This is a genomic window from Psychrobacter sp. ASPA161_9, from assembly GCF_051970275.1.
GTDB lineage: Bacteria > Pseudomonadota > Gammaproteobacteria > Pseudomonadales > Moraxellaceae > Psychrobacter.
Genome location: NZ_JBEFNI010000002.1, coordinates 142,857 through 168,932, shown reverse-complemented (window position 1 = coordinate 168,932; position 26,076 = coordinate 142,857). Strand labels below are relative to the sequence as shown.

Here is a 26,076-nt window from a genome sequence, read left to right as displayed (position 1 = left end):
GCGCTACGCTAATAATATGGTCTCGCAGTACTACAGTATTTTGTCAAATAAACGTATTAATCGTTAGATTGAGATAGCGCACTTCAAAGACGATTACAAACGTTTATGCTTTTAAATACTTTATTCTAAATACTCTAAAGTATTTTTTTAAGAACACTAGTGAAACGATGGCCGACACTTTGGAAAGTACCTTTTATTCGGCCCTGTTTAATAGCGTCAGGTTCACTTTGCTCACTGTGACGAAACTGCTCACTTTGACTATAGAGTAAAGTTCCGAATGCAGTTTGATAAGCACGATCATTCACCTGTATATTCAGCTGCTTAAATGACTCTTCATTATCAAAATGATTATAAGCACTGATAGCCGGATGTGTGTTAGACAGCACCACTGGCATTTTTAACAGTCTTTTGGCAAAAGGTATCATACCTTTAATGGTACTACCACCACCAGTAAGTACAATACCGCGATCGATATAACTTAACAGATCTGCCTCATGTAACTGTCGAATGACTTCAGTAAATATCTGTACATAACGCGCTTCAATAATGCGTGCTAGATTATAAAGACTGACATTGACCTCGTCACCTGTACCTTGCGGTTTAAAAATAAAAAACGAGCTTGGATCCATACTATTTATATCGACTGTACCATGTGATTTTTTGAGCTTTTCGGCTTCTATCATAGAAATACCGATATCAGCTGAAATATCCATTGTTACTTCATGGCTACCACTTGCGATACAATGAGTAAAAATAAGCTTATTTTCTTTATACACGCAAATACTAGTAGTACTTGCGCCTATATCTACTAGGCAAACACCTTGTTGGCGTTCTTCACCCATTAAACTATATTCGGCGCTCGTTACTGCATCAAAAACAATATGGTCGATACCAACATCACACCCTTGCAGCAGCTTTTGTATATTTTGACGGCTAGAGACCGGCATCATCATCATGTGATACATGACTGTGATGTTTTTTGCAATCATCTCAATAGCATCATCAACCATTGCTTCTTGCTCATCAATATAAATACCTTGCTGACAGCAGTGCATCAAATAATAATCAGACGGCAAATCTTGCGATTTAGCATTGGATAATGCTTGTACCATATCTTTAGCACGTACAGTCTCTTCCTCGACCGCTACATTACCGACACTGTTTTTGCTAGACAATTCAGGAGTAGCTAAGGTCAACCATACACTATGTACACGGCAGTTCGCTGTATCTTCAGCATCTTGAATGGCTTGTTTGATGGCACCTTGCAAGCGTTCACGATGTTTGATTTGACCTTGATAAAAATCGCTATTTTTAACTTGCCCAACACCCATAATACGTATGTCTTTTGCAGACACAACGCTGCCGATCACGACATAGACTGCAGTGGCACTCAGATGGACAACAACCAGATTTTCAGTATTTTTCATGGTACCAAACAAATTATCGCTAAACAGGAGACTACATGACGTCTCCATTAAATCATTAGAACAGTACTATTTTGAATTTATACATCATCTATAGCACAAAGACGGCAAAACTGTTGTACAGGTAAGACTAGTTTACGTTACAGGCTGAGCTACCACTGGTTCTACTTGTGGCACTTCAGTCTTCCATGCAACGGTAAAACCGTTCTTATATCTTAAATCTACCGACTGCATATTCTCACGGCGGTCACTTAATTGATTGCTTAAAAGCTGGCTTAAATTAAGTAACTTTTGCGCGGTATTTTCGTTATCGACAATAACCCTTAGACCATTATCGAAACGTACTAACCAAGTCATACGCGGTGTTAGAATGATATCCTCAACTCGCATATCAAGCGGTGCATACCAATCATTAATCTGCTGCATTTGCTGCATAATAACAGGCGCTTGGTTCATCTCACCTTGCAACGTAGCAAATTTTGGCTTAGTTAACTCTTCGCTGTCTGCTGGCACGAATACTGCACCTTGAGCATCGACTAAACGTTCTGTACCAAAATTGGCTACTGCCTGCTTAGGTAATGCTGTGATGACGATACCACGCTGCCAATCTCGAGTCACACTGATCTGATCGACCCAAGCAAGTCCCATTGCAATATCTCGTAACGCCTGCAAGTCAGTTGTAAAAAAACTACTTACTGTTTGCTGACTCATAGTCTGTTGCAAAGCTTGATATTGAGCAGTGGTCAAATCTTGTGTATTGACATGAATAGCAGCTGGCGGTGCATCACGTAGAGCCTTACCACCCATCATTAATATTAATAACAATAGCCCTACTACAAGAGTCATAAAAAAATACTTAACCCAAGTAGGTACTTGCAAGCTGGATCTCGGGCGACGGGCGTCATCACTCATCAAGTCAGTTGTTCCATTGACAGTTTGAGCCATAACCGCGTTTGCCCCTATACCTTGTATATATTTTAGCTTACTAAATATTTCGATTAAATAACTACTGTTTTGCTATGACCGTTTTGCTATAAAAGCCATCAAACTTTAATGCTTTGTCTCTCAATACACGATAAACGCCTAAAATGAGATAAATATCACCAACATAGGGTAATCATTACAATATTAACGTATTTTGATGGTAAACAATAGCCTAACCCATGCTGTAACTAGCGATTTTACACAAGTTTACAGGAAGCTGTGTTATAGCAGGGCTAGCGATACAATCTTAGGATGCATTATATCCGTTTTGTTCAATATAGCACTAAAAATATTAGCAATTTATCTTAATAAATAGCACTAAACTCTATTTATTGTAAAGTAGCAGCGATAAGCTCTCTAACACGATACTAAAAGACAATCTCTAATGAATAGTTTCTCTCTATTAAAGTGTTTGTGCCAGTATGTGCCAGCATAAGGTATCAAAGTCCATACCTCGTGCTTTAGCTGCCATCGGGACTAAGCTATGACTGGTCATACCAGGTACCGTATTGATTTCTAGTAACCAAAAATTGCCAGCCTCATCTTGCATAGCATCGACACGCCCCCAGCCTTTTGCATTAACGGCACGGAACGCAGCAAGGCTCAAGTCTTGCAAATGTTTTTCATCACTACTACTGAGTCCACAAGGAATATAATAGCCAGTATCATTGCGATTATATTTGGCTTCAAAATCGTAAAAGTTAGTGATGTCAGCAGGTTCTAAACGAATAACTGGATAAGCTTCATCATCAATAATAACAATTGTAAACTCACGACCCGTAATCCAGCGCTCAGCCATTACTACATCGCCACACTGTACTGCCGTTGCATAGGCAGCAGGCAACTCGTCAAGATGATTGACCTTAGTCATGCCAATACTTGAACCTTCATGTACAGGTTTAATAATTAAAGGTAAACCCAACATATTCACCACTTGCTGCCAGTCGGTATCAGCTGTTAATAATGAAAATGGTGCCGTTGATAACCCGCAACCCTGCCACAACTGCTTAGTACGAACTTTATCCATTCCTAAGGCTGATGCTAAAATCCCTGAACCTGTTTGCGGAATATCAAACCATTGCAACACGCCTTGTAGCAAACCATCTTCGCCGCCGCGACCATGTAACACGTTAAACACGCGATCATAGTCACGAAGCTCAGTAATGTCTTGATGCTTAGGATCAAAATGAGTGGCATCGACGCCTTGATTTTGTAGCGCTTGCAATACGGCGGCCCCACTGTCCAATGACACGCTGCGCTCATTGCTACTGCCACCATAAACGACAGCCACCTTACCAAACTCACTCGCATCTTTCACTTTGCTAGGAGCGACAGTTAATAGTGTGTCTTGCTTTAGCTGGTTATTTTCCATAGTATCTTTCTCTGCTTGCGCAGCTGCTGCTAAAGCAGACTCTGGATTAGTAATAAGCGTCGTATTCTCGGCATCATTTATGGCTTCGTTGAGGTTTTTTGCATTTTCTTGATTGTTAATAGACATGTAGATAGTTCCTAAAATTCTTCTAGCTTACTGGATATAGAGATTGTTTGCAGCCAAGTCGATGGATATCTGGCCCACATTGCCAGCACCTTGAGTGATAAGCATGTCATTTGCTTTTAATAAGCGCCGCATGACAGGTGCTAGATTGTCCTTATCAATAATCGTTGGTTCAACTTCGCCACGCAAGCGAATACTGCGTGCTAATGACTTAGTATCAGCACCTGCAATCGGGCTTTCGCCTGCTGAATATACCTCTAATAATAAGAGCTCATCAACGCTTGAGAGTACTTCGACGAAATCATCATAACAGTCACGCGTACGGCTATAACGATGCGGCTGAAACAGCATCACTAGACGACGATCAGGAAAACTTTGACGCGCCGCTTTGATAGTGGCATCAACTTCTTTTGGATGGTGACCATAATCATCAATCAATAAAACATTACCCTCATCAATATCCACAGAGGCATGCTGCTCAAAGCGGCGGCCGACCCCTTCGAATTTCTGCAGAGCGCGCTTAATCGCTTCATCATCGACGCCTTCATCGGTCGCCATGGTAATAGCAGCAAGGGCGTTATAGACGTTATGCGTACCAGGAATATTTAATGTCAAGCGTAGCGGCTCACGGTCGCGGCGCAATACGGTAAAGTGCGTCTTAGTACCCTCAGTAACCAAGTCAATTGCCTGTACATCGTTAAACGGCTCAAGACCAAAAGTCAGTACGGGACGGCCAATATCATCAATCATCGCATACAGCTCAGGGTCATCACCGCACACCACAGCCAAGCCATAAAACGGCATATTTTGTAAAAACTGAATGTAAGCAGCTTTTAGTTTATCGAAGCTGTTTTCATAGGTCTCCATATGGTCTTGGTCGATATTGGTGACAATCGCGGCCATCGGATGCAATGACAAAAACGACGCATCAGACTCGTCTGCTTCAGCAACCAAATAACGACTACTGCCAAGCGCGGCATTTTTCCCTGAGGCATTTAGCTTACCGCCAATCACGTAGGTCGGATCGAGCTGTCCTTCTGCCATCATAGTAGTCAGCAAACTAGTCGTTGTGGTCTTGCCATGTGCGCCAGCAACCGCAATCCCATGACGATAACGCATTAACTCGCCTAGCATATCAGCGCGGCGAACCACTGGCAGACGCGCTTCTAGCGCTGCTTTTACTTCAGGATTGCTGCGATCAATTGCTGATGATACAACGATGACATCCGCATTGGCGATATTTTTAGAATCATGACCAATTGATATCTTAATTCCAATCTGCTCTAGACGGCGAGTAACCACACTATCAGCAATATCAGAGCCACTGACTTGATAGCCTTGATTATTCATAACCTCAGCGATACCGCACATACCTGAACCGCCAATACCGATAAAATGCAAATGCTGAATGCGGCGCATTTCTGGTATCTCAATCAAACGCTTAGGTAGAGCTTTCGCAGAGGTAGACATAAGGAGTTCTCTTTATTAAAGGCTAATAAAATATGATGAATTAAAAAACTTAGTTACGGAAAACAATCAGTCATGAAAGCAAAGGCTTATGATATAAGCTACAACGCTTGCCAAATGATATCAGCAACTTGCTTACTGGCACTACGATTAGCAAGGGCGTGACCTTTCTTTGCCATCTCCAAGCAAGTATGACGATCAAGTGCTGCAAGCTCATCACTCAAACGCTGCGGTGTCAACTCAGACTGCAGTAATAAAATCGCAGCATCGTGTGACGTCAAGGTGCGCGCATTCGCAGTTTGATGATCATCTACCGCATGCGGTAGCGGCACAAAAATCGCAGCGATACCGACATTTTGAATTTCAGTAACCGTCAAGGCACCAGCTCGGCAAACGATAATATCTGCCCAATTATAAGCAGCGGCCATATCATCAATAAATGGCTGTACATTGAACTGATGAGCACTTAAATCCTCACTATCATAAGCCGCTTGTGTAGCGCCCTCGTTATTACGCCCGCATTGATGAAGCACCTCAAAAGGACTGTCTATTAATGAGAGTGCCTTAGGTACGGTGTCGTTTAATACTTGCGCGCCAAGTGAGCCACCAACCACCAGCAATTTGAGTGCTGAACTGTCATTAATATCGTAACGCTCAGTAGGTTCAGTGACACCCGTAATAGCGTTACGTACTGGATTACCAACAGTTTCAAGCTTAGCATCCTGCTCACTATTAGCAAAAGTATGCTCAAACGCCTGCAGTACCCTAGTAGAAATCTTAGCCAAGTAACGATTGCTCATACCGGCAATGGCATTTTGCTCATGGATAATTAGAGGCGTATTGGTCATACGCGCAGCAATACCACCAGGCGCAGTTACGTAACCACCAAAACCTACTACCATATCAATCTGATTGCTACGGATAATTTTAACTGCTGCCATCGTCGCTGATAGCAAGGTAAAGGGTAATTTGACTACACGCCCTATGCCTTTGCCGCGTAACCCTTGCATCGCAATAGGATGAAAAGCGTAACCAGTTGGCTTAACCAAGCCATTTTCCATACCATTCGGCGTACCTAGCCAGTGAATAACGGCACCGCGTTGGGTCAATTCCTCAGCAACTGCCAGTGCTGGGAATACATGTCCACCAGTACCAGCGGCCATCATCAATATATGCGGTGTCTTCATTAACGCCTGCCTTTCTTATCTGTACTAAAATGAATATTAAGTAGTAGCCACTGATATATTGATAGAAGTGATTCACTCTGAAGGCACATACACAAAAGCCCGCATAGTATAGAGGAATCTATGCTCATTTATACAGCATTTTATCGCTTAAATAATGGGTTAAATGGCTATAATATTAAACAATAAAAATGAGAGATATCAAAAAACTAATAACCTCTCATCTCCAGAATATAATCCTTAAAATACAATCCTTAACAACGGGCTTCTATCGCTATCATAAAGTCTGTCGCAATATCCGTACCGCATTGATCATCAATCTCGCGTACACAAGTAGGACTGGTGACGTTAATCTCGGTAATACGGCCACCGATTAGATCTAAACCAACGAACATAAGGCCTTTTTCTTTGACAATTGGGGCGACGACTTCTGCCACTTGGCGTTCAATATCGGTAAGCGGCATGGCCACTCCGCTACCACCAGCAGCTAGATTACCACGGGTTTCGCCTTTGGTAGGAATACGTGCCAAGCTGTAATCGATTACCACTCCATCGACGATTAACACACGCTTATCACCCTCTTTAATCTCTGGTAAATAACGCTGTGCCATAATTGGCAAGGTTTCAAGCTCAGTTAATATTTCCAGCGTCACCCCGATGTTTGGGCTATCAGCGGTCAGACGGAAAATGCCCGTGCCACCCATACCATCTAACGGTTTAACGATGACATCTTGTTGCTCAGCGATAAACTTGCGAATATGTGCTTGTTTGCTGGTCACAATCGTTGGGCTCATATAATCGCTAAACCAAGTGGCAAACAACTTCTCATTACAGTCGCGAATCGCTTGTGGGTCATTGACCACTAGCACGCCTGACGCTTTGGCATGATCAAGCATGTAGGTCGCATAAATAAAGCGCATGTCAAACGGTGGATCCTTACGCATCAAAATCACGTTGTAGTCGCTGACCGGACCTGTCGCCTTATCACCTAACGTATAGAAATTTTCAGGGTCACGCTTTACCGTCACTGGCTGCGTATCGACCATCAATTGCCCACGATCCAACCAAAGATCATGAATCTGACAATAGCCAAGCGTGTGACCACGGTCTTGTGCTGCCCACATCATTGCCAAGCTGGTGTCTTTTTTATAATTAACCTGTTCGATAGGATCCATGATGACGAGTATTTTTAAAGATTTTTTTTGATTTTCTTGGCTCATGATAAGGCTCACTTACGTTATATTATGAATAGGCAGTTATAGGAAATTACAGGCACTTATTTATAGGCAAGTATTCATAAGCACCTGCAATGTAGCAAAGCTTCAATACAACTCAAGAACAGCATTCTAACAACAAACTATACGCCGTACTGCTCACGGTAATGCTGCATTTTTGCTAGTTGGGTCGCGTCTTTATGCTGGCCGTTTTGTGCACCATGGTCGTCAGCTAAATAACTGATTAAATCGTCAATGTTGACGAGTGCACGCACCGGTACTTTTAGGGTCACTGCGAGCTCTTGTATAGCAGAATAATCGCTTTGGCCTTTTTCTTTACGATCAAGGGCTACAATAATACCTGCAACGCTTGCGCCAGCTTGCTCTAATATCTCGACCACTTCGCGCATCGCTGTGCCAGCAGTAATAACATCGTCAAGTACCCAGACAGCTTTGCCACTGACATCAGCACCGACTAAGTTACCACCCTCGCCATGAGTTTTGGCTTCTTTACGGTTATAACCCCATTTAGCATTGATACCATGATGCAGCCATAACGCTTGCGCTGTTGCGGCAACGAATGGAATACCTTTATAAGCCGCACCAAAAATGACCAGCTCTTGCTGCTCTGCATCGTTATTGCTAGCATCTATTTGTTCAGCCATCTCTGCGGCCAAGGCATCTGCATAACCGCGCGCTAGTAACGATAACATCTCACCAGTCGCTAGCAAGCCTGCATTAAAAAAATACGGACTGATACGACCAGACTTAAGCACAAACTCACCAAACTTTAAAACTTGATTGTCTAAAGCCAATTGAATAAATTGATGAGATGAGAAAGAAAGGTTTTGGGCAGGTTGAGCATTAGTCATTGGAGCATTGAGCATTATGGCATTCCTATCAGCAAAATAAAGGGCAAAAAATTTGCATTATTGTACGCATTATTGATCAGCTTGACCAACCATTGATGTCGTAATCCTGCATATTGGGATAACGAGTCAACAGGCCACTACGCGATGAGAGATTAAAATAGCATTGACCATCATGGCTCACTTGTATGCCCCAGCCTAAATGATAAGCCGCAACAATAATATGTCCCACAAATAGCCGAATCTGACGATACTGATAACGCTGTGCTGGTTCAAGATCAAGCTGGCTAAGTAAGTAGCTACGGACATGCTGACAGATTTGCGCCGCGCTATAGCTATGATTGATAGTTTTGCGCGTACTACATTGCTTTAAAGCATGGACAGCGACGCTACATGCCATAATATCGGTAGCCAAACTGCCCTCGCCTGTCTCAAACTGCTGCGGCTGTAAAATCACTTGCCAATCATCAGCATAAAGACTGCTGAGTAACTCATCAGGATTATAACGTTTGGTCAACGCACGTAACGAGGCAGAAGACGCTTTAGTATTATTTTTATTGGAGCCATTATCATCTTTATTAATCTTTACGGGACTATCAGCAAGCGCAAAACCATAACGATTCAGTTTTGGATAAGCGCGAATCGCCTGCTGAATATCTGACATATCTAATAGAGTCATGTTGCTTAGCGGCGATAATAATGGCTGCTCGCTATGATTTTGATAAAAATTATCAGGAAATTCGACAAGCTTTGCCGCATTTAATAATGACAAATGCTCAGCCAATGCCTCTGACGCAACCAACTCCCATTTCGATAAGCTGTCTTCATTAGGCTGATAAAACCGCGCAGAATTTCCATAGAGCCGTCGCAATTGGCCATTTAGGCGTCGAGCAGGCTCTGGAATATCACTTAAAGGTCGCGCAGGGTCAAGTGGCGATTGGCTCGGATCAAAGTTAGGGTGCACGATCGCAGGCTGCTTGCTATCAGGCAACGTAGACGACAGCTCAGCATTGCCTTCTGGCAGCTTATCGCTTATTGCTGCAAGTTCAGCATTGGGTAAGCGATTATCAGAAGTAGAAGGCTGGGTCATGAAATCTCCATAAACTATAAAATATAAAATCAATTCTAATTAAATCAAACTGTCATCTTACTCTTGATGGCGCAAAATATCACGATAACCTACCTGCCAGTCAGGATAATTGAGCCAAGCTAACGGAATGTTGCTATGTAAACGTTTCCCCGTAACAGTTATTTTTTTCTTATCAATAGCAGGAGGCGTCTCTCCTATCTGCTCACTTAACCAAACGCCTAGCTCAAAAGTCGTGACTGGCGCATAGTCAGTGGCGATATAAAGGGGCTTTGGCGCCCCTGTAGTCATTACATTGGCGATAATATTGACCAAATCACGATTCATAATACGATTACTCCAGTGCGCTGCTGCCACTGGCTCTTTTTGTGACTCGCGGGCTTTACGTAAGCGCATTAGACGCTCGCGTCCGTAAATTCCGCTCGGACGAATGACAATGGCTTTATTACCAAAACCTTGTTGCAGCGCTTGTTCTGCTTGGAGTATCACTTTGGAAGCTTCGCGCTTAGGGGTAATAGGCGCGGTATCTTCATCAATCCATTCACCATTATCTTGACCATAAACACCCGTTGAGGAAATAAAAACCACGCGCACAAGGTTGGTTAGCTTATCCGCAAGCTCTGCTAAATGTTGATTAATCGCCAAGTAACTGTCGTGATAACCGCTGGTTGAATACTCATCAGGAGTGACGATAATTGCAATATGAGTAAAGTCTTGCAGCTGCTCAGCGCTAAGCGTCAACGCATCAGCTTGCATAAACTTTGCATTACTATTCAAATCATAATGCTCGCGTTTACTGCGAGCGAGACCTGTGACCGAGAAACCGTCCTCAGCAAGTCTATTGGTGACTGGCAGACCGATATCACCTTGTCCGATAATCAGTAAATTTTGCGTACTCATAATGCATCCCTTTTTTGGCACAATTCTGCTTTAACATCAATCTCTAGAAATGACGCTAACAGCAATATTCAAAAACCGTTTTTAACAAACAGTTTTAAAGGCAATCTGTAAAAACCTATTTTCAAAACTTCTTATGAAGACAGCTTTTAAAAATAGCGTCTGTATGACAATTGCACATCGTCATTGGCATCGACGCGATCTTGCCAATCGTAGTTGGCATTAATGCGTAATGCTTGTGTTTTATCGATATCGTATTGCAGACCTAAGCTTGAGATCGGCTGCCAATAATGACCGCGGACGTTAGAGTCGTCACTGCTGCCATGATACCAATATGGCAATTGCAATTCAGCCTGCGCGCGTAACTGATTGTTAATCTGATAAAGGCAGCCAGCATTCACGCCTGCGCCTACGCGAAAACCTTTATTAATCCCACGTCCTGCTTGCCCCTTCCCTGATAACAGGGCATAGCATAGCTGTGGTGGCATCTCCCCAGTACCAGCACTAGGTGTACCGAACGCCCACGACCAGCCAGTTTCATAGCCAACGCTCCCAACTAGATGATCCCTACCCTCGACTTGCGAGCCATCGTTCACACGCGTCGCTTCTACACTTGCGCCCCAAGTCTTGCCTTGCTTAGCAGTATTGACCGGATTAAAAGAGCGTCCGCGCAGCACGGTGAAGTTTTCTAATACCACGCTGTCAGGTTCATTGTCCTTACTGCTATCAGTATCATAAAAGCGCAGCGTAGTGGCAAGCGCTTCTAAATTAAAGAACTGTGAAAATCCTGACGCCCGATCAAGGGTGTCATGAAAGCCTAAACGTAATCCAACATCGACATAGCTATTGTCACCGCGCTGACCAATGCCAATTTGAGCCACTTGCAAAGGATGCCTATCGATAGGATTATTATCCGAGGCGACAATACCGTAATCTATAATCGTTTTTGGGTCAGCATCATCAGCAGATATACTTGATGCCAAATTGCGCTCTGCTGATTTAATATTACGAGCGTCATCTTTAGATAGTTTCTGATAACCAAGCGCCGCAGCTGCCTTAGCCTTATTCAGCTCGGCTTGACGTACGGTACTGTCAGATGGCGTGTAACGAGTATCTGCTAATATACCTTCGTTATTTAGCAGTTGAATCACGTCGGAAGGAATGACGACATAGGGCAATTGACTGAGCAAATCCTGCTCAGGACGCACGACATCAATCAAGCGTAAAATCTCAGAAGCACAGTTGTCCGTGGTGAAATAATAAGGAATGTCTAAATCTTTGGTTTCCCATACATGCAATATGATTTGTTGTACTTCCGCGGGAGTCAAATCCAACTGATACGTCCACGCATCGCGCTCATCGTCTTTGAGATACTTGGCCAGCTTCTCTGGATAAGGATCAATCTCAATTACGTTATTATAAGCACCAGTAGCCGACTTAATAGCGTAAACGGCAAAAGCATCATCAGGATTACCATCGACGGTATCGTTGAGCGCATAAGCATGATGAATTTGGCTAGGATCTGCCGCGCTTGCTGGCGAGTCAATACGCAGCAAAGTGTGAGCAAAAGCGGAGATTGGATTGTCCAAATACTCCTCGGCAAACATAATTGACAGTTGCTCAGGAGCTAGCATGGTCATCCATTTTTTAAGCTCTGGACAGTCAGCTTGCAGGCGCGAAATGTCGATGCCCAAAGTCTCAGTAAGCCAGTGCGTGCGTGCTGGAAAACGACAAATGGCTGAGTTTGAGTTATTGGTAGACTGTGTGATTTGAGGCGCTGCGATTTGATTGGCAAACGCGATGAGCATCGCGTCAAGCTCAGCACTGGCATCCTGTTGTCCACTCGCACTCAGAAAAAACTCTGGACTATCAATTAAGCTTTTGGGCGCACCTTTATTAAATAGCGATTTTTTATCATCTAAAAAATATAATAACCGTCGCCATGTTGTATGCTCGGCAAGATTGTCTGCCTGTACTTGCTTACGCCATGTGGCTAATAGTTGTTCGGCTTGTAGTGAATTAGCTCGATTGTTTTGCACACTCTTATCACTATCCAAATTCACCGCTTTTGCTTGAGGCGCAGCAGTTATATCAGGCGCTAATTCCCCTGTTGTCACTACTGACAATGGCGTTGGCAAAAAAGCCTGCGCATTTGCAGAGAGTAGTAGCCCAGCAATGGCAATCGGCAAACGTGCTCGATGACTACAAGCTCGCAGGCTAATTGTGCTTAAGGTACAATCTACAGATATAGAAGACGGCTTTATAGACATGAGGTAAAATCTCGCACGTTATTATTGATAGGCTGGTAGCGCTGCTAAGGTCTAGTCAACAAGTTCTGCTAGGCTGTTGACTTAAATATTTCAAAAGTTATCTTGGAACTAAATTATTTAATTATTTGGCTCTTAAGTATATAAATTATGTTTGTTATTATTTTACGAAAATTTATTAGATAAATGCTTTAGCTGCATACTTGTTAATACCATTATATAAAGAGAACATTATGCTCAGTTCAGCTATTCCATCGTCAATGACTATCAAAGATGGCCTATTATCCGACGCGACATGGCTTGCATCACCGAATAACAATAGACGACCTGACGATACGACTATTGATACTATCGTCATTCATAATATTAGCCTACCACCCAATGAGTTTGGCGCCTGTGGCACTGACGGCGTACATTATGTAAAAGCGCTATTTACCAATCAATTAGACTGGGATGCACATCCTTATTTTCAGACAATTAGAGGCGCAGAAGTTTCAGCTCACTTATTTATCGAACGTGATGGCACCATTACTCAATTTGTAAATTTCAATGAACGCGCGTGGCATGCGGGCAGGTCAAGCTACCTTGGCCGACCTGAATGTAACGATTATAGCATTGGCATCGAGCTTGAAGGGTCAGATTTTGTGACCTTCACCACCGCTCAATACGACGCGCTTGCAGCAGTAGTCGCCGCTATATACGCCGCCTATCCAAAAACCCGCCGACACCTAACCGGGCACAGTGACATTGCACCGGGACGTAAGACAGATCCTGGTGATTATTTTGAATGGGCGAAGTTGCGTCAAGAGGTTGCAGCTCTATTAAGATAAAAGGCTTACTCAACTTTAATAATGATTAATCATCGATTGGAAACATTATGACTTGGATTGAAGTGGTCGATTCAGCAGTAAAAATAGGTTTGGGAGCATTGATAGCAGGCGTTATTGCTTTTCTATTATCTTCAACTCAACATCGTAACGAGCTTAAAAAAGCTAAAGTAGAACGAGAGTTTGAGATGTTAAAGGAAGTCGCAGAAAAAGTTGAAAACTTTAACCATATCGCTTTGAGGTATTGGGCACTCTCTTCTGATTGGCGAAGAAGATTAATTCTAGATAGTTCCATTGAAAAACCTAATGAGCTGTCAGTAACTCAAAATGAATTTTTTGATAGCTTCAAGGAACTAACCAAATCGGAATCCCTATTACTATTATTTGGCTATAAAGACGCCTCAGTTCAAGTAAGAGAATATGGCGATTTAATTAAAGATTTTTACAATCGAGTGAAAGACACGAGTAAACCTTTTGAAATAAATGATGCTACTAGCTATAGAGAGTCTATGATTAATAAACGCTCAGAGCTATTCATTCTTCTGAATGGTATTTACAAAACAATTTAAAATTGCGTCACTTTTGACTGTCATTAAAATAACAGGGCTCTTTTTTTTAAAACCTTCATATTCCACATTCAATTCATTTATCTATGCTATAGATATGCCATGAAAATGCTATAATCCGTCAGTTTTTTGACAACAGTAAATCAGCAAACAACCATCCCTAAACAAATTAGCAGAATAGGTTCTCATGGCAAAAAGTCGGTTATTTCGTTCAACCATGGTGGTCAGTAGCATGACCATGCTGTCGCGTATTTTAGGTTTGGTACGCGATATTGTGTTATTAGGTGTCTTTGGCGCAGGTGGCCTGATGGATGCCTTTTTGGTCGCTTTCAAGATACCGAACTTTTTACGGCGTTTATTTGCAGAAGGCGCATTTAGCCAAGCCTTCGTTCCTGTACTGTCCGAATATAAAGAAAAATACAGTCTGCAACAGGTACAGATTTTAGTCAGTCGCACCTCAGGGGCGTTGTTGCTGGTTTTATCCATGCTGACAGTCGTTGTGATTTTAATCGCACCTTGGGTGGTGACATTATTTGCGCCTGGATTTGCTGATCAACCAGACAAGTTTGCCATTACTGCTGAGCTGCTCCGTCTGACCTTCCCTTACTTACTGTTTATTTCTATGACCGCTTTTGCCAGCGGTATTTTGCAAAGTTACGGGCGTTTTGCTGCGCCAGCCTTTGCACCAGTATTATTAAACTTGTGTATGATTGGCGGTGCGCTAATTTTCGCCCCAATGTTTGATACGCCGATTATGGCGCTCGGTTATGCAGTCGCTATCGCTGGTTTGTTACAGTTTCTGATACAGCTGCCACAGCTATGGCAACAAAAATTGCTGGTTGCACCTAAAATTGATTTTCAGCACGAAGGTGTTAAGCGTATTTTAAAATTGATGCTACCTGCTATCTTTGGCGTCTCTGTCACTCAGATTAACCTACTGCTCAATACCGTATTCGCTTCTCTCATGATAGGCGGTTCAGTCTCTTGGTTATATGCTGCGGAACGTATGAGCGAGCTACCACTAGGACTAATCGGTGTGGCTATCGGTACGGTTATTCTGCCAAGCTTGTCAAAAAGTGAAGCGCAAAAAGATGATGTTAGCTTTAAAAAGACCATTGATTGGGCAGCGCGGCTAATTATTTTGGTTGGTGTTCCAGCATCAGCAGCCTTATTTATACTGGCAGATGTGCTCATGCAAGCGCTGTTCTTACGTGGTGAATTTACCTTACGTGATGCGCAAATGAGTTCATTGGCGTTACGTAGTATGGCCGGCGGAATTTTGGGATTCATGCTGATTAAAATCTTTGCACCAGCATTTTTTGCGCGTCAAGATACCAGAACACCAGTAAAAATCGGTATTATTTCCGTGTTTGCCAATATGGTTTTCAGTGTTATTTTTATCGGGATATTTTACTTTTTCAAAATACCACTGCATGGTGCCTTGGCTTTAGCAACTACGGGTGCAGCGTTCGTGAACGCAGGCTTATTGTATTACTTCTTACACAAGCGTGATATTTTCCGCTTTGGCAGCCATTGGAAAAAGCTTTTTGCCCAGTTTGCGATTTCTACAAGCGCCATGGTCGCTGTCCTTTACGTCATGCTGCCCTACTTCCCAACCGATGATGCTCAATGGCGACGTATAGCAGCTCTGCTCATTATGTGTGGGGTTGGCGCAGTAGTTTATGGCGTAGTATTATTAGCAACAGGATTCCGTCCTCGTCAGCTAAAACATGGTTAAAAACCAAATAAAACGATGACTTACGAAACCAAAACAAGCTTAGTATGAGAATTGACAGTGCATGACGTTGATAGTTGCCATAATGAGTCTTTTATGCATAAATGAATTTTGAGGACTAATATGACAACTAAACAATCTATCTTGCTACGTTTGCCAACCATACTGGCTGCTGGCGTGTTGAGCACCGGACTAGTTATAAGTGGTTGTAGCAACAACGATAATGTAGAAACAGAGACAGCTGCCAGTAATACTGAAAATACTGCAGATGTTGTGGAAGCATCTGAGAACGATGTAGCTGGTCAAACAGAATTAACTGATGCTGATAATGCTGTTGAAAGTCAGCAAGTAGCTGAGAGCTCTAGCTCTATTAATAAGCAAAAAAGCCTAGTTACCAATCCGACCGAAGCTGGCACACCAGAAGATACTGTCAAAAAAGCCCTAGATAGCTTATATGACGGCGATGTGCAGCAAGCCGCTGGATACTATAAAGTAGATATGGCAAATTTTGAAGAAGAGCTGGCTAAGACTCAGTCTGCTTTTCAGCAAACTGTCGATGGCGTCACTATTACTGATACCAAATATAATGGTGATAAAACTCGTGCCACTATCACCGGTGAGCTGATGCTAAAAGGTCAAAGTGAGCCTGCACCACTGACCTATGAATTACAGAAAATAGACAACCAATGGAAGATTTTAGGTTAAGGCATCTGACTTCCGTTCTCTGATTGCTATTATCTAAACTTATTCATCTATGTCATTATCTAACGTCACTGCTTTACCTAGCATGACAACATCAGCGATGAAACCCTCCATATCGCACACTTTCGGCATATACCCCCACTGCTCAAAGCCAAGCTTACGGAATAATCCTAAGCTTGGCTGGTTATGGGCAAAGATAAGTGCGATTACATTATGAATGCCTAGACTTGGCGCTTGCGTCATCATCCAGCGCGCGAGCAAGCTACCCAGCCCTTTTCCATGATAATCCTGATGCAAGTAGATACTGATTTCAGTGCTGATATGGTACGCGGTACGTGCATACAAATCACTAAAGCTGCCCCACGCGATGATTGGGGACGCTGTTTGCACTGCGCTTTCGGTAGTGTAAGCCGCTGATTGAACAACAGCTCTAACAACATAGATTGGGCGCGTTAGACTATTTAGATGCTCCTCAAACCACTCTGCACGCTCTTCACAAGTTACTGGAGCAAGATTGGCCGTTGCTTGTTTACCCCCAATGCTTTGATTATAGATTGCTAAAATCTCTGGCAAATCAGCCTTGCTGGCACGCTGCACAGTAAATTGCTCATTGAGATTATATGTTGGAGAGGTCGATGGTATATCGTTCAAAGCAATGTCAGTCATAGGGTCTCCATAGCTAATGGTAAAGTTTGTGATAAACAATTAAAAATCACTCTTGGTTATTAAACATAGTCAATCTACAGTCGCATTCATTACAGTTATTAAAGAACAATGGGCGCAGGCGTATATGGGATACTGCAAGCGAGATTAACGCCGTCACTCTTTTATAGTGGATTGACTATACTTGTATTATCAGCAGACTATAGGATGTTAGTATGGCTATTTTACTTTATAATGGCTGGTTTTAGACACATCAATCTTTAATAGAGATGTGTTTTTTCTTTTTTATCTGTTCTTATCTATCATAGCTGAAAATTTATGAACACCTATTTTCTTGAGCAACTGATTGCGTCGCCAAGCACTTTGCCTGCAAATACTAGCCCAGTAGATTTAGCGCCCTGTGTGCTGACTATCGGCAACTTCGACGGTGTGCATTTAGGTCATCAAGCGATGTTAGCCCAAGTTCGTGACATTGCTGACGCGCAAAACCTTAGCTCTGCCGTCATGATATTTGAACCACAGCCGCGTGAATTTTTCTCACCAGCGACTGCTCCTGCGCGCCTGACCAATCTTGCAGAAAAGCAAGCCTTGCTCGCAGAATATGGCATTGAGACACTGATTGTAGCAGGCTTTGATAGCGATTTTCGCTCATTATCAGCGCAAGCATTCGCTGATCTTTTAGCACTACGCTTGAACGTAAAATCTTTGGTATTAGGTGATGACTTCAAATTTGGTCATGACCGTACCGGCGACAGTCAGTTTTTGCGTGACTATGGCTTGCATGTCACCAATTTACATACCGTCACGGATGAAAGCGATGCAGCTGAGCGCATTAGCTCTACTCGTGTTCGCGATCTATTATTAGCCGGTGACCTTGACGCTGCTAACACTCTGCTCGGCCGCGACTATGCCATTACAGGGTTAGTCATCGGTGGTGATAAAATTGGTCGTACCATGGACTTCCCCACTGCTAATATCGATTTAGAACGCTTAAAACCTGCTCTACACGGTATTTTCGCAGTTGACGTGGTCAGCTTAGATGATGATGGAAAAGTAATACCTAATGGTTTAACAGCACTCGCTGTTGATGGCAAAACAGGCGTCGCAGGCTTACGTCCGTATAGCTTGTTTGGTACAGCCAGTATCGGTACCAGACCCTCTGTCAATAAAGAGCGTGACTGGCGCTTGGAAGTACATTTTCCAGCGTTGCAAGCTGATTTATATGGCTTGACGCTGCAAGTACGATTTTTACATTATCTGCATGGCGAAAGACGTTATGACGGTTTAGAAGCCCTCAAAGCAGGTATTCATCAAGACGTTAAAGACCTACTGGAATGGCGAGAAAAGCAGAAAATTAGTTAGAAAGTATATCTAATTCAAAGTATGCTTAATTTATAGACAGAAAAAAACCCACAACCTTAACGCTTGTGGGTTTTCGTTTTAATCAATCTTTTTTATTTTTCTAAGCATCTGGGTGCATGCGTACATTTAAGTCATCAATAACTTCTACCCATGCCGCATCTTTTTCCCACTCTTCTTGTAAGAACATACGCTGATTATCATTCCAGACATCAGACTCTGTTAACTTCTCTTCTTTCGCTAATTTATGTTTTTCAACGAAGCTATCAATCGCTTCGTCAGAGCTATCAAGCCCTAGCTGTGCAAATAATTCATTCATATTGTATTCAGGTTCACCCAACATACTTTTTCTCCTTAAGTGCTACGGATTCAATTGTGCTTATTATTTGAACTAACGTATTCATTGTAGCAAGCTTTATTTTAAAAGCTGTTATTCAACGTTAATCTAACGTTATCAATTGTGTTAACGACTGATTATCAAAAACTAAGAAATCACAGTGCATTGATAACCAAAAATTCAGCATAAATTATTAATGATGCGAATGTTAAAGTACAAAAAAGCCCTCTATATAGAAGGCTTTTTACATAATACGAATTATAAATAGCGCCAAAGTCTTAGCAAGCTACTTAATTATGGTAATAAATGTGCTACTGCATCACGCTCTTCGCTAAGCTCTTGCTCAGTCGCCGCCATTTTCTCTTTTGAGAAATCTGATGACACATCAACGCCGTCTACGATAGACCAGTCGCCGTTAGCGCAGGTAACTGGGAATGAGTAGATTAAGCCTTCAGCAATACCGTATTCGCCGTTTGAGTAAACACCCATTGATACCCAATCGTTTTCATCACTACCTAGTGCCCACGTGCGCATGTGTGCAATGGCAGCATTGGCAGCAGAAGCGGCAGATGATGCACCGCGAGCTTTAATAATCGCTGCACCGCGCTGTTGTACTTCTGGGATATAAGTGTTTTCGTACCAATCGCGATCTACTAGATCTAGCGCTGGCTTACCGTTTACGGTACAAGCGGTTAGGTCTGGATACTGAGTTGATGAATGGTTGCCCCAGATAGTCATGTTTTTGATGTCATTAACAGTGCTGTCAGTTTTGTCAGCTAACTGTGCCATAGCACGGTTATGATCTAGGCGAGTCATGGCAGTAAAGTTACGTGGGTCAAGATCTGGTGCATTACGCTGAGCGATAAGCGCGTTGGTATTCGCAGGGTTACCCACGACCAATACTTTTACATCACGGCTCGCAACATCGTTCAATGCTTTACCTTGTGCTGAGAAAATCGCAGCATTGGCTTCTAGCAAATCTTTACGTTCCATACCTGGGCCACGCGGACGTGCGCCAACAAGTAATGCATAGTCGATATCTTTAAATGCAACGTTAGCATCATCAGTTTGGACGATACCAGCCAACAATGGGAATGCACAGTCTTCTAGTTCCATGACTACACCCTTTAGGGCGTCAAGAGCTGGTGTGATTTCAAGTAATTGCAAAATAACTGGCTGATCTTTACCTAGCATCTCGCCAGATGCAATACGAAATAGCATCGCGTAGCTGATATTACCAGCGGCACCAGTCACGGCAACACGTAAAGGCTGTTTCATAGAATACTCCCTAATTAATTATTAGATAATGTCGTCATCATTATATAGACAGGCATATTAGATATGGACTTGCTCAATGAGGTATAGACTTGCTCAATGGTAGCGGTCACAAACCGAAAGCTAGTGTAGCACTTCGTTCGGTAAACCGTCTAGAGATAACAACGCGCTTACTGATGTCTATATTGTTACATTTTATACATACAAAAGTTTGTCAGCAAAAAAGACTGTCTGATTAAATAGTAAATATAGAAAACACAAAAGCCGCCCTAAAGAGGCGGCTTTAATACGTTAATGTATATTTCTAATACTCATAAGCAGCATTGCTCAGGTATAACTATTTACCACCTGAAATAATGAAATTGTTGCCGCAACTGTTTATCACCTCATTGCATCTACCGAATTGACCACCGTCATAACAGACATGGATGTCAGTAAGCACAGACTGACGGCGACTACCAGCCTGACAGATTAAGTCAATACTAGCAGAAGACATTCCACTATTGAGACGAGTCATTTGACTCATAAAACGAGACTTTGAAACTGTGTAGCTATTGCCCGTATTCAACTCGCTAGGTAGTTTTAATGCTCCTGCATAGTTGGTGATTTGACGAAAATAACTGCTAGCACTAAGCGGGCTACACGCACCGTAATGTTGCCATGCTTGGCTGCGCACAGTGGTATCAGGCATGATACGGTTGACTACTTTTAATTGTAATGGTGTCAGGCGCGGATCACTACCGCGTCCACAGCGCTCACCATAACCCATATCTAAGCCAGATACTGTTAAAGAGTAACCTTCTAAACATTGACGCATACGTGCGCGTGAAGGTTGCAAATTACATAAAGCTGGAGTCATCTCAATCATTAACACTCGCTGACCAGTCTGAACCGCATTTGCTGCCTGCGCAGGTAGTGACAGCATAACTTGTAGCAATGCTAAACCTGTAATACTTAAAGTGAGATGACTTAGAGTAAAAGGACTTAGAGTGAAAGGATAGACATTATCAAAAGTGGTGTTCTGACAGCCGTCTGAGCAATGCTTTTTTGATCGATCGTTTTTCAAAACCGGCTGCCATAATTGAGTCTTTGAGCTCGATACCCTAATAAACTGTTGCACATACCTCTTAACAGATGATTGAAATCTGATAGATGTCTGCATAAGCCGATTTGGGTCATTATTTATCATAAGTAAAAAAACATTCAATAGTTATTAGGCGTGAACAATACATTCAGGCAACATCATACAGTGAAATGCACCTAAGTTTTAGGTTTAAAATACCAATAATTAAAGTAGTAACTCTGAATATACAATTTAGTAAAAGTTTTTTAATAACGACAGGTTATCAGATATTAACTAAAGTAATGGTAGCAAAACCCCTTTTTTAATCTATAGCAAATACGTAAGCTGACAGTTAAGTCCTAAGCACGTACATGCTAACGATCAAGCGCTTTACTACCACTTATAGCAATTTAGGCCTACATTTTAATGTTTTGGTAGACCTAAGTAATGTATACCTTTAAAACGCTGCTGGAACAGTACCCATGCGCTCACTGATAGGCTTAGCACGACCTAACAAACTACTATAGACCGTTGCATTTTCCATTACATGTTTAACGTAATTACGAGTCTCAGGATAAGCTATTGACTCAACATACTGATCAGAGGCCAACGAACCATAGGTAGGTTGCCAACGCTTAGCGTTGTTTGGGCCAGCATTATAACCTGCAGTTGCCAGTACAGGCTGATAGTTCAGCTTGCCTAAGATATCACTCATATACCATGTGCCATAACGAATATTGGTATCACCACTATTGGCACGGCTGGCACTATACGACTCGCCTAAATTACGAGCAATATACTTTGCCGTATCAGGCATGATTTGCATAAGCCCGCTAGCACCAACGTTAGAACGCGCTGATGTTACAAAGCGACTTTCTTGACGCATAATGCCGTATGCCCATGCTGGGTCGATACCTGCCGACTGACTATAACGTACCACTGAATCTTGGTGCGGCATTGGATGTGATAGCGCCAAGCTATTTACTTTGTCAGTATTATCAGCAGCATAGATAGCGCGATCAAGCCAGCCCATATCATGTGCTTGACGAGCTGCTGCAATAATCAAGCCATCATCACGATTATCACGTGCCTGCTTCACCGCCCAGTTCCACTCGCGATTGGCATAGGCACGGCTGGCATCTGCATTGTATAGTGCAAAAGCACGCGCAAAGTGTTGGTTCTGCAAAACACGTGCTTTATCAGCATTACTTACGTTCGGCAAGCTACTACCACCTAAACTACTAGCATCAAAGCGTTGACCAACTTTATCTTTTGCCAACAAACCATAGTAATCATTACTTTTGGCCAAATGCTGATACATTTTCTTAGCAGTATTGCGCTTACCACTGTTACTCGATTGCTCGTACGCACGTGCCAACCAATATTGCCACTGATTTAGTTTTTGAGTTTCAGCATCCATCTGTGAGATAGATTCAACTACATCATCCCAACGGCTAAAACGAATGGCGGCTTTAGCATAGTCTTCAGCTTCTTCGAAGTTGAAATCATCGTCTAAGCTATTGCGAAACCAGTCAACAGCCTCAGAGCTAAAGCCATCATCAGTGGTATGGTTCATGCGCTGCACACCAATGATACGATAAGCGTAACGGCGCGTATCATCGTTTAACAGCTTCGCTGAGCGCTGATTGTCTTGTTTGATATCGAAATCTAACTGCATTGCAGCCTCGCTGTATGACTTCTCAGCGAGACGCCCAATCGCATACAGATATAGATATTGATTGGTTTGGTTATTAGGCTGCATACCAAAGCGTCCAAAATAGGCGCTTGGATTCAGCTGAATCTCACTCAATGCTGAATAAGAAATGGGAGTGCCAAGGCGTGATGATAAGGCCATGATATCGCCCGTCTTGCCTTTACGTAACATACGTTTGAGACGTGATGCCCGATCTTGATTACTGATTAGCGTATTACTATTAAGCTCAGTTGCTAGCTGATCGCACAATGCAGGCTGTTTGAGTGTGTTCAACCAAACGTCCGACTTTTCTGCCAACGCTCGCATAGTGTCGCCACCACTATTAAATCCAAGTCCAATTGCACAGCGCTCACTACGATCACCATTGGTAACCAAATTGGCGACTTGACGTACCGACGCATAATCACCTGAAGCGGCTTTTGCTTCTGCAAAGTCAGCGACTAATTTTTCAGCCATGACAGTATCAGGATATTGACGAACAAACTGTGATACGGCAGCAGAGCTTTGGGCATTTAAGTCCAGATTCATACGCCAATATGTTGGATACATGGCAAATAATCCGCCACTCATTAATTGCTCATAATTAAATAGTGCACTGACATCACCACGTTCTGCAGCCAATGCAGCAGCCGTGAAATAATCCACACTATTATCTTGCTGGTAGCTCTCACCATAAGGCGCAGGCTGTGCACAGGCCACTTGCGACAATCCAAGCGCACTCATTGCCGTAGCGACACTCAGTGCACCAATACGCAACGAGCGAGCTTGTAAGCATGCAGCGGTCATGTGGCTAAGACGTTTGGGCGGATGACTCATAGAAGCATCCATACCATTACATTTAGGCATGTCAAAATTGTTGCGGTGGCTGTTCTTGTGATTGGCAGCAGGCTGCTTTGTCATACTTGCTCTCTTTATTATATTAATGATCATTTTGCACTAGAACGCTAAATAAATAAGTCGTTCTAGCTCTCATATCTGTACTGACTGTCTAAAATAAATGCTTAAAGTTGGCAGGTATAAGATGCGTTAACTATGCGCTAGAATAGTCTAGCATTACGCTCATCTGCCAATCTAACAAATATTTATCACTTTATTACTGTTTGCTTAGGATCGAACTAATGTACGATGATAAGGGCATAATACTCATCATACTATATTCGTCTGACTTTCAACCACCACCCTTACTATTTATCAATAAATAAGAGAGTGGCGCGTAACACAAAGGTGATATGACGTTAAACTTCTTCCATCAGCCATACCTATAACGAATTATTGATAAGCAATTGATAGTATTATAAATAATTCATCATGATTGTAGCCGATAGTATACGGTTACTTTTCACATTACTAGATGGTTATGATAAAATACGCCACGCATTAATGGCTTGCCGCTATATTGTTTGATAATTCTTGATAATTGTGGATTTTACTTATGAGTGTTTCTGTATTCGACCCCCGCATTAATGACGCTAGCTCTGAAGCTACTGTCACTGCGCCTGCTATCAATGCACTCGTAGAGCCAAATCTGGCGCAACCATCGGCCGCGACAAAGAAAGTATTTATCACCACGCAAGGCTGTCAGATGAACGTCTACGACTCCGGCAAAATGCTTGACGTACTTGGCGATTCGCATGGCATGGTCGTGACCCATGATATCGATGAAGCCGATGTACTGCTCATGAACACTTGCTCAATTCGTGAGAAAGCCCAAGAAAAAGTCTTTTCAGAATTGGGTCGCTGGCGTAAACTGAAAGAAAAACGTCCAGATTTAGTGATCGGTGTTGGTGGCTGCGTAGCCTCGCAAGAAGGCGATAATATTCAAAAACGCGCCCCTTATGTCGATATGATATTTGGCCCACAGACTCTACATCGTCTTCCAGAATTATACGATCAATCGAGCGAGCAACGCGATATAGCACCTAAAAATCGTATTGGTACGATTGATATCTCCTTCCCCAGTATCGAAAAATTTGATTTTCTACCTGAACCAAAAGTAGAGGGTTACAAAGCCTTTGTCTCTGTTATGGAAGGCTGCTCAAAGTATTGCTCGTTTTGTGTGGTTCCCTATACGCGCGGCGAAGAATTATCACGTCCGCTTGATGATGTATTGGCAGAGATTGACAATTTAGCAGCGCAAGGTGTGCGTGAGATTAATCTACTCGGTCAAAACGTTAACGGCTATCGCGGTGAAAAAGATGACGGCAGTATTTGCCGTTTTGCAGAGCTCCTACATTATGTCTCGCATGTCGATGGTGTTGAGCGTATCCGCTATACGACCAGCCATCCGCTAGAATTTACTGACGATATTATTGACGCTTATGCGCAATTACCAGAGCTGGTATCGCACCTGCATTTACCAGTACAAAGTGGCTCGAATAGAATTTTGGCAGCGATGAAGCGTAACCACACCATTGATGTTTATATCAATCAGATTAATAAGCTTAGAGCGATTCGTCCTGATATTTATTTATCTAGTGACTTTATCATTGGCTTCCCTGGTGAGTCTGATGAAGACTTTCAAGACACTTTGAATTTGGCAAAAGAGTTGGATTTCGATCACTCTTATAGCTTTATTTACTCTAAGCGTCCGGGCACGCCAGCAGCAGAGCTTGCTGATGATGTGAGCTTCAAAACTAAGAAAGAGCGTTTAGCAGAATTTCAAAAAGTTATCATTGACTCAACGCTTGCCAAAACTCATGAGATGGTTGGCACGACTGCTCGCGTATTGGTTGAACAAATTGCAGACCGTCATCCAGACTGTCTAATTGGCACGGCTGATAATACACGTACCGTCATGTTCCCTTATGACGTTGATAAAATGGATGAGCTACTCGGTAAAATCGTTAGTGTACGTGTGACTGACTTTGTGAGTCCGCATATGGTGAAAGGCGAGATTGTCGAAGTGTTGGCTTAAATCTTTAGAAAAATTGAATTAATAAAAAAGCCG

21 protein-coding genes are annotated in these 26,076 nt (G+C 42.7%); 6 read left to right on the top strand and 15 right to left on the bottom strand.

Features of this window, described 5'->3' with window-relative positions:
* Nucleotides 1-134: 134 nt before the first annotated feature.
* From ftsA to ACTQ9S_RS03740, 10 genes are all read right to left on the bottom strand, one after another.
* On the bottom strand, nt 135-1,427 hold the full coding sequence (ftsA, locus tag ACTQ9S_RS03785; RefSeq protein ID WP_203226476.1) for a cell division protein FtsA: 1,293 nt from the start codon (nt 1,425-1,427) through the stop codon (nt 135-137).
* Between the two features lie 132 nt (nt 1,428-1,559).
* Nucleotides 1,560-2,369: a cell division protein FtsQ/DivIB gene (locus tag ACTQ9S_RS03780; RefSeq protein WP_068037577.1), complete on the bottom strand. Its 810-nt coding sequence runs from the start codon at nt 2,367-2,369 to the stop codon at nt 1,560-1,562.
* Between the two features lie 442 nt (nt 2,370-2,811).
* Nucleotides 2,812-3,726 carry a D-alanine--D-alanine ligase gene (locus ACTQ9S_RS03775; RefSeq protein WP_068039411.1) on the bottom strand — a complete coding sequence of 305 codons (915 nt, stop codon included), beginning with the start codon at nt 3,724-3,726 and terminating at the stop codon, nt 2,812-2,814.
* A 207-nt stretch (nt 3,727-3,933) separates the two neighbouring features.
* Nucleotides 3,934-5,373 (bottom strand): UDP-N-acetylmuramate--L-alanine ligase, encoded by a 1,440-nt coding sequence (murC, locus tag ACTQ9S_RS03770; protein ID WP_440453833.1) that lies wholly within the window; start codon nt 5,371-5,373, stop codon nt 3,934-3,936.
* A gap of 98 nt (nt 5,374-5,471) precedes the next feature.
* Nucleotides 5,472-6,557, bottom strand: coding sequence for an undecaprenyldiphospho-muramoylpentapeptide beta-N-acetylglucosaminyltransferase (gene murG, locus ACTQ9S_RS03765; protein WP_440453831.1), 1,086 nt, complete (start codon nt 6,555-6,557; stop codon nt 5,472-5,474).
* A 251-nt stretch (nt 6,558-6,808) separates the two neighbouring features.
* Nucleotides 6,809-7,774, bottom strand: a complete 966-nt coding sequence (gene gshB, locus ACTQ9S_RS03760; protein WP_440453830.1) for a glutathione synthase — start codon at nt 7,772-7,774, stop codon at nt 6,809-6,811.
* A 137-nt stretch (nt 7,775-7,911) separates the two neighbouring features.
* The gene (pyrE, locus tag ACTQ9S_RS03755; RefSeq protein WP_440454035.1) at nt 7,912-8,640 is read right to left on the bottom strand and encodes an orotate phosphoribosyltransferase; all 729 of its coding nucleotides are present in this window, start codon (nt 8,638-8,640) and stop codon (nt 7,912-7,914) included.
* A 76-nt stretch (nt 8,641-8,716) separates the two neighbouring features.
* Nucleotides 8,717-9,727: a hypothetical protein gene (locus ACTQ9S_RS03750; RefSeq protein WP_440453829.1), complete on the bottom strand. Its 1,011-nt coding sequence runs from the start codon at nt 9,725-9,727 to the stop codon at nt 8,717-8,719.
* 57 nt (nt 9,728-9,784) lie between these two features.
* Nucleotides 9,785-10,624: an SDR family oxidoreductase gene (locus ACTQ9S_RS03745; RefSeq protein WP_440453827.1), complete on the bottom strand. Its 840-nt coding sequence runs from the start codon at nt 10,622-10,624 to the stop codon at nt 9,785-9,787.
* 146 nt (nt 10,625-10,770) lie between these two features.
* Complete coding sequence (locus ACTQ9S_RS03740; RefSeq protein WP_440453825.1) at nt 10,771-12,891, bottom strand: Lnb N-terminal periplasmic domain-containing protein; 2,121 nt, start codon at nt 12,889-12,891, stop codon at nt 10,771-10,773.
* A 230-nt stretch (nt 12,892-13,121) separates the two neighbouring features.
* Here ACTQ9S_RS03740 and ampD point away from each other — a divergent pair, with 230 nt between their 5' ends.
* The 4 genes from ampD (at nt 13,122) to ACTQ9S_RS03720 (ending at nt 16,721) form a co-directional block, all read left to right on the top strand.
* The gene (ampD, locus tag ACTQ9S_RS03735; RefSeq protein ID WP_440453823.1) at nt 13,122-13,718 is read left to right on the top strand and encodes a 1,6-anhydro-N-acetylmuramyl-L-alanine amidase AmpD; all 597 of its coding nucleotides are present in this window, start codon (nt 13,122-13,124) and stop codon (nt 13,716-13,718) included.
* Nucleotides 13,719-13,765: 47 nt separating this feature from the next.
* Complete coding sequence (locus tag ACTQ9S_RS03730) at nt 13,766-14,284, top strand: hypothetical protein (protein WP_440453821.1); 519 nt, start codon at nt 13,766-13,768, stop codon at nt 14,282-14,284.
* Nucleotides 14,285-14,468: 184 nt separating this feature from the next.
* Complete coding sequence (gene murJ / locus ACTQ9S_RS03725) at nt 14,469-16,019, top strand: murein biosynthesis integral membrane protein MurJ (protein ID WP_440453819.1); 1,551 nt, start codon at nt 14,469-14,471, stop codon at nt 16,017-16,019.
* A 120-nt stretch (nt 16,020-16,139) separates the two neighbouring features.
* The gene (locus ACTQ9S_RS03720) at nt 16,140-16,721 is read left to right on the top strand and encodes a hypothetical protein (RefSeq protein WP_068329282.1); all 582 of its coding nucleotides are present in this window, start codon (nt 16,140-16,142) and stop codon (nt 16,719-16,721) included.
* 39 nt (nt 16,722-16,760) lie between these two features.
* Here ACTQ9S_RS03720 and ACTQ9S_RS03715 read toward each other — a convergent pair whose 3' ends face one another.
* Nucleotides 16,761-17,384, bottom strand: a complete 624-nt coding sequence (locus tag ACTQ9S_RS03715; protein ID WP_440453818.1) for an N-acetyltransferase family protein — start codon at nt 17,382-17,384, stop codon at nt 16,761-16,763.
* 315 nt (nt 17,385-17,699) lie between these two features.
* On the opposite strand from ACTQ9S_RS03715, the gene ribF reads away from it, so the two are divergent.
* A complete protein-coding gene (ribF, locus tag ACTQ9S_RS03710; RefSeq protein ID WP_440453816.1) occupies nt 17,700-18,743 on the top strand; it encodes a riboflavin biosynthesis protein RibF in 1,044 nt (347 codons plus the stop codon).
* Between the two features lie 100 nt (nt 18,744-18,843).
* On the opposite strand, the gene ACTQ9S_RS03705 is transcribed toward ribF, so the two are convergent.
* The 4 genes from ACTQ9S_RS03705 to ACTQ9S_RS03690 form a co-directional block, all read right to left on the bottom strand.
* Nucleotides 18,844-19,083: a DUF2789 domain-containing protein gene (locus tag ACTQ9S_RS03705; RefSeq protein ID WP_068037599.1), complete on the bottom strand. Its 240-nt coding sequence runs from the start codon at nt 19,081-19,083 to the stop codon at nt 18,844-18,846.
* A 288-nt stretch (nt 19,084-19,371) separates the two neighbouring features.
* Nucleotides 19,372-20,355, bottom strand: coding sequence for a malate dehydrogenase (locus ACTQ9S_RS03700; protein ID WP_068037600.1), 984 nt, complete (start codon nt 20,353-20,355; stop codon nt 19,372-19,374).
* 334 nt (nt 20,356-20,689) lie between these two features.
* A complete protein-coding gene (locus ACTQ9S_RS03695; RefSeq protein ID WP_440453814.1) occupies nt 20,690-21,418 on the bottom strand; it encodes a ribonuclease T2 in 729 nt (242 codons plus the stop codon).
* Between the two features lie 454 nt (nt 21,419-21,872).
* On the bottom strand, nt 21,873-23,915 hold the full coding sequence (locus ACTQ9S_RS03690) for a transglycosylase SLT domain-containing protein (RefSeq protein ID WP_440454034.1): 2,043 nt from the start codon (nt 23,913-23,915) through the stop codon (nt 21,873-21,875).
* Nucleotides 23,916-24,561: 646 nt separating this feature from the next.
* Here ACTQ9S_RS03690 and miaB point away from each other — a divergent pair.
* Entirely contained in the window at nt 24,562-26,043 is a 1,482-nt protein-coding gene (gene miaB, locus ACTQ9S_RS03685; protein ID WP_350656073.1) for a tRNA (N6-isopentenyl adenosine(37)-C2)-methylthiotransferase MiaB, read from the top strand.
* Nucleotides 26,044-26,076 lie beyond the last annotated feature (33 nt).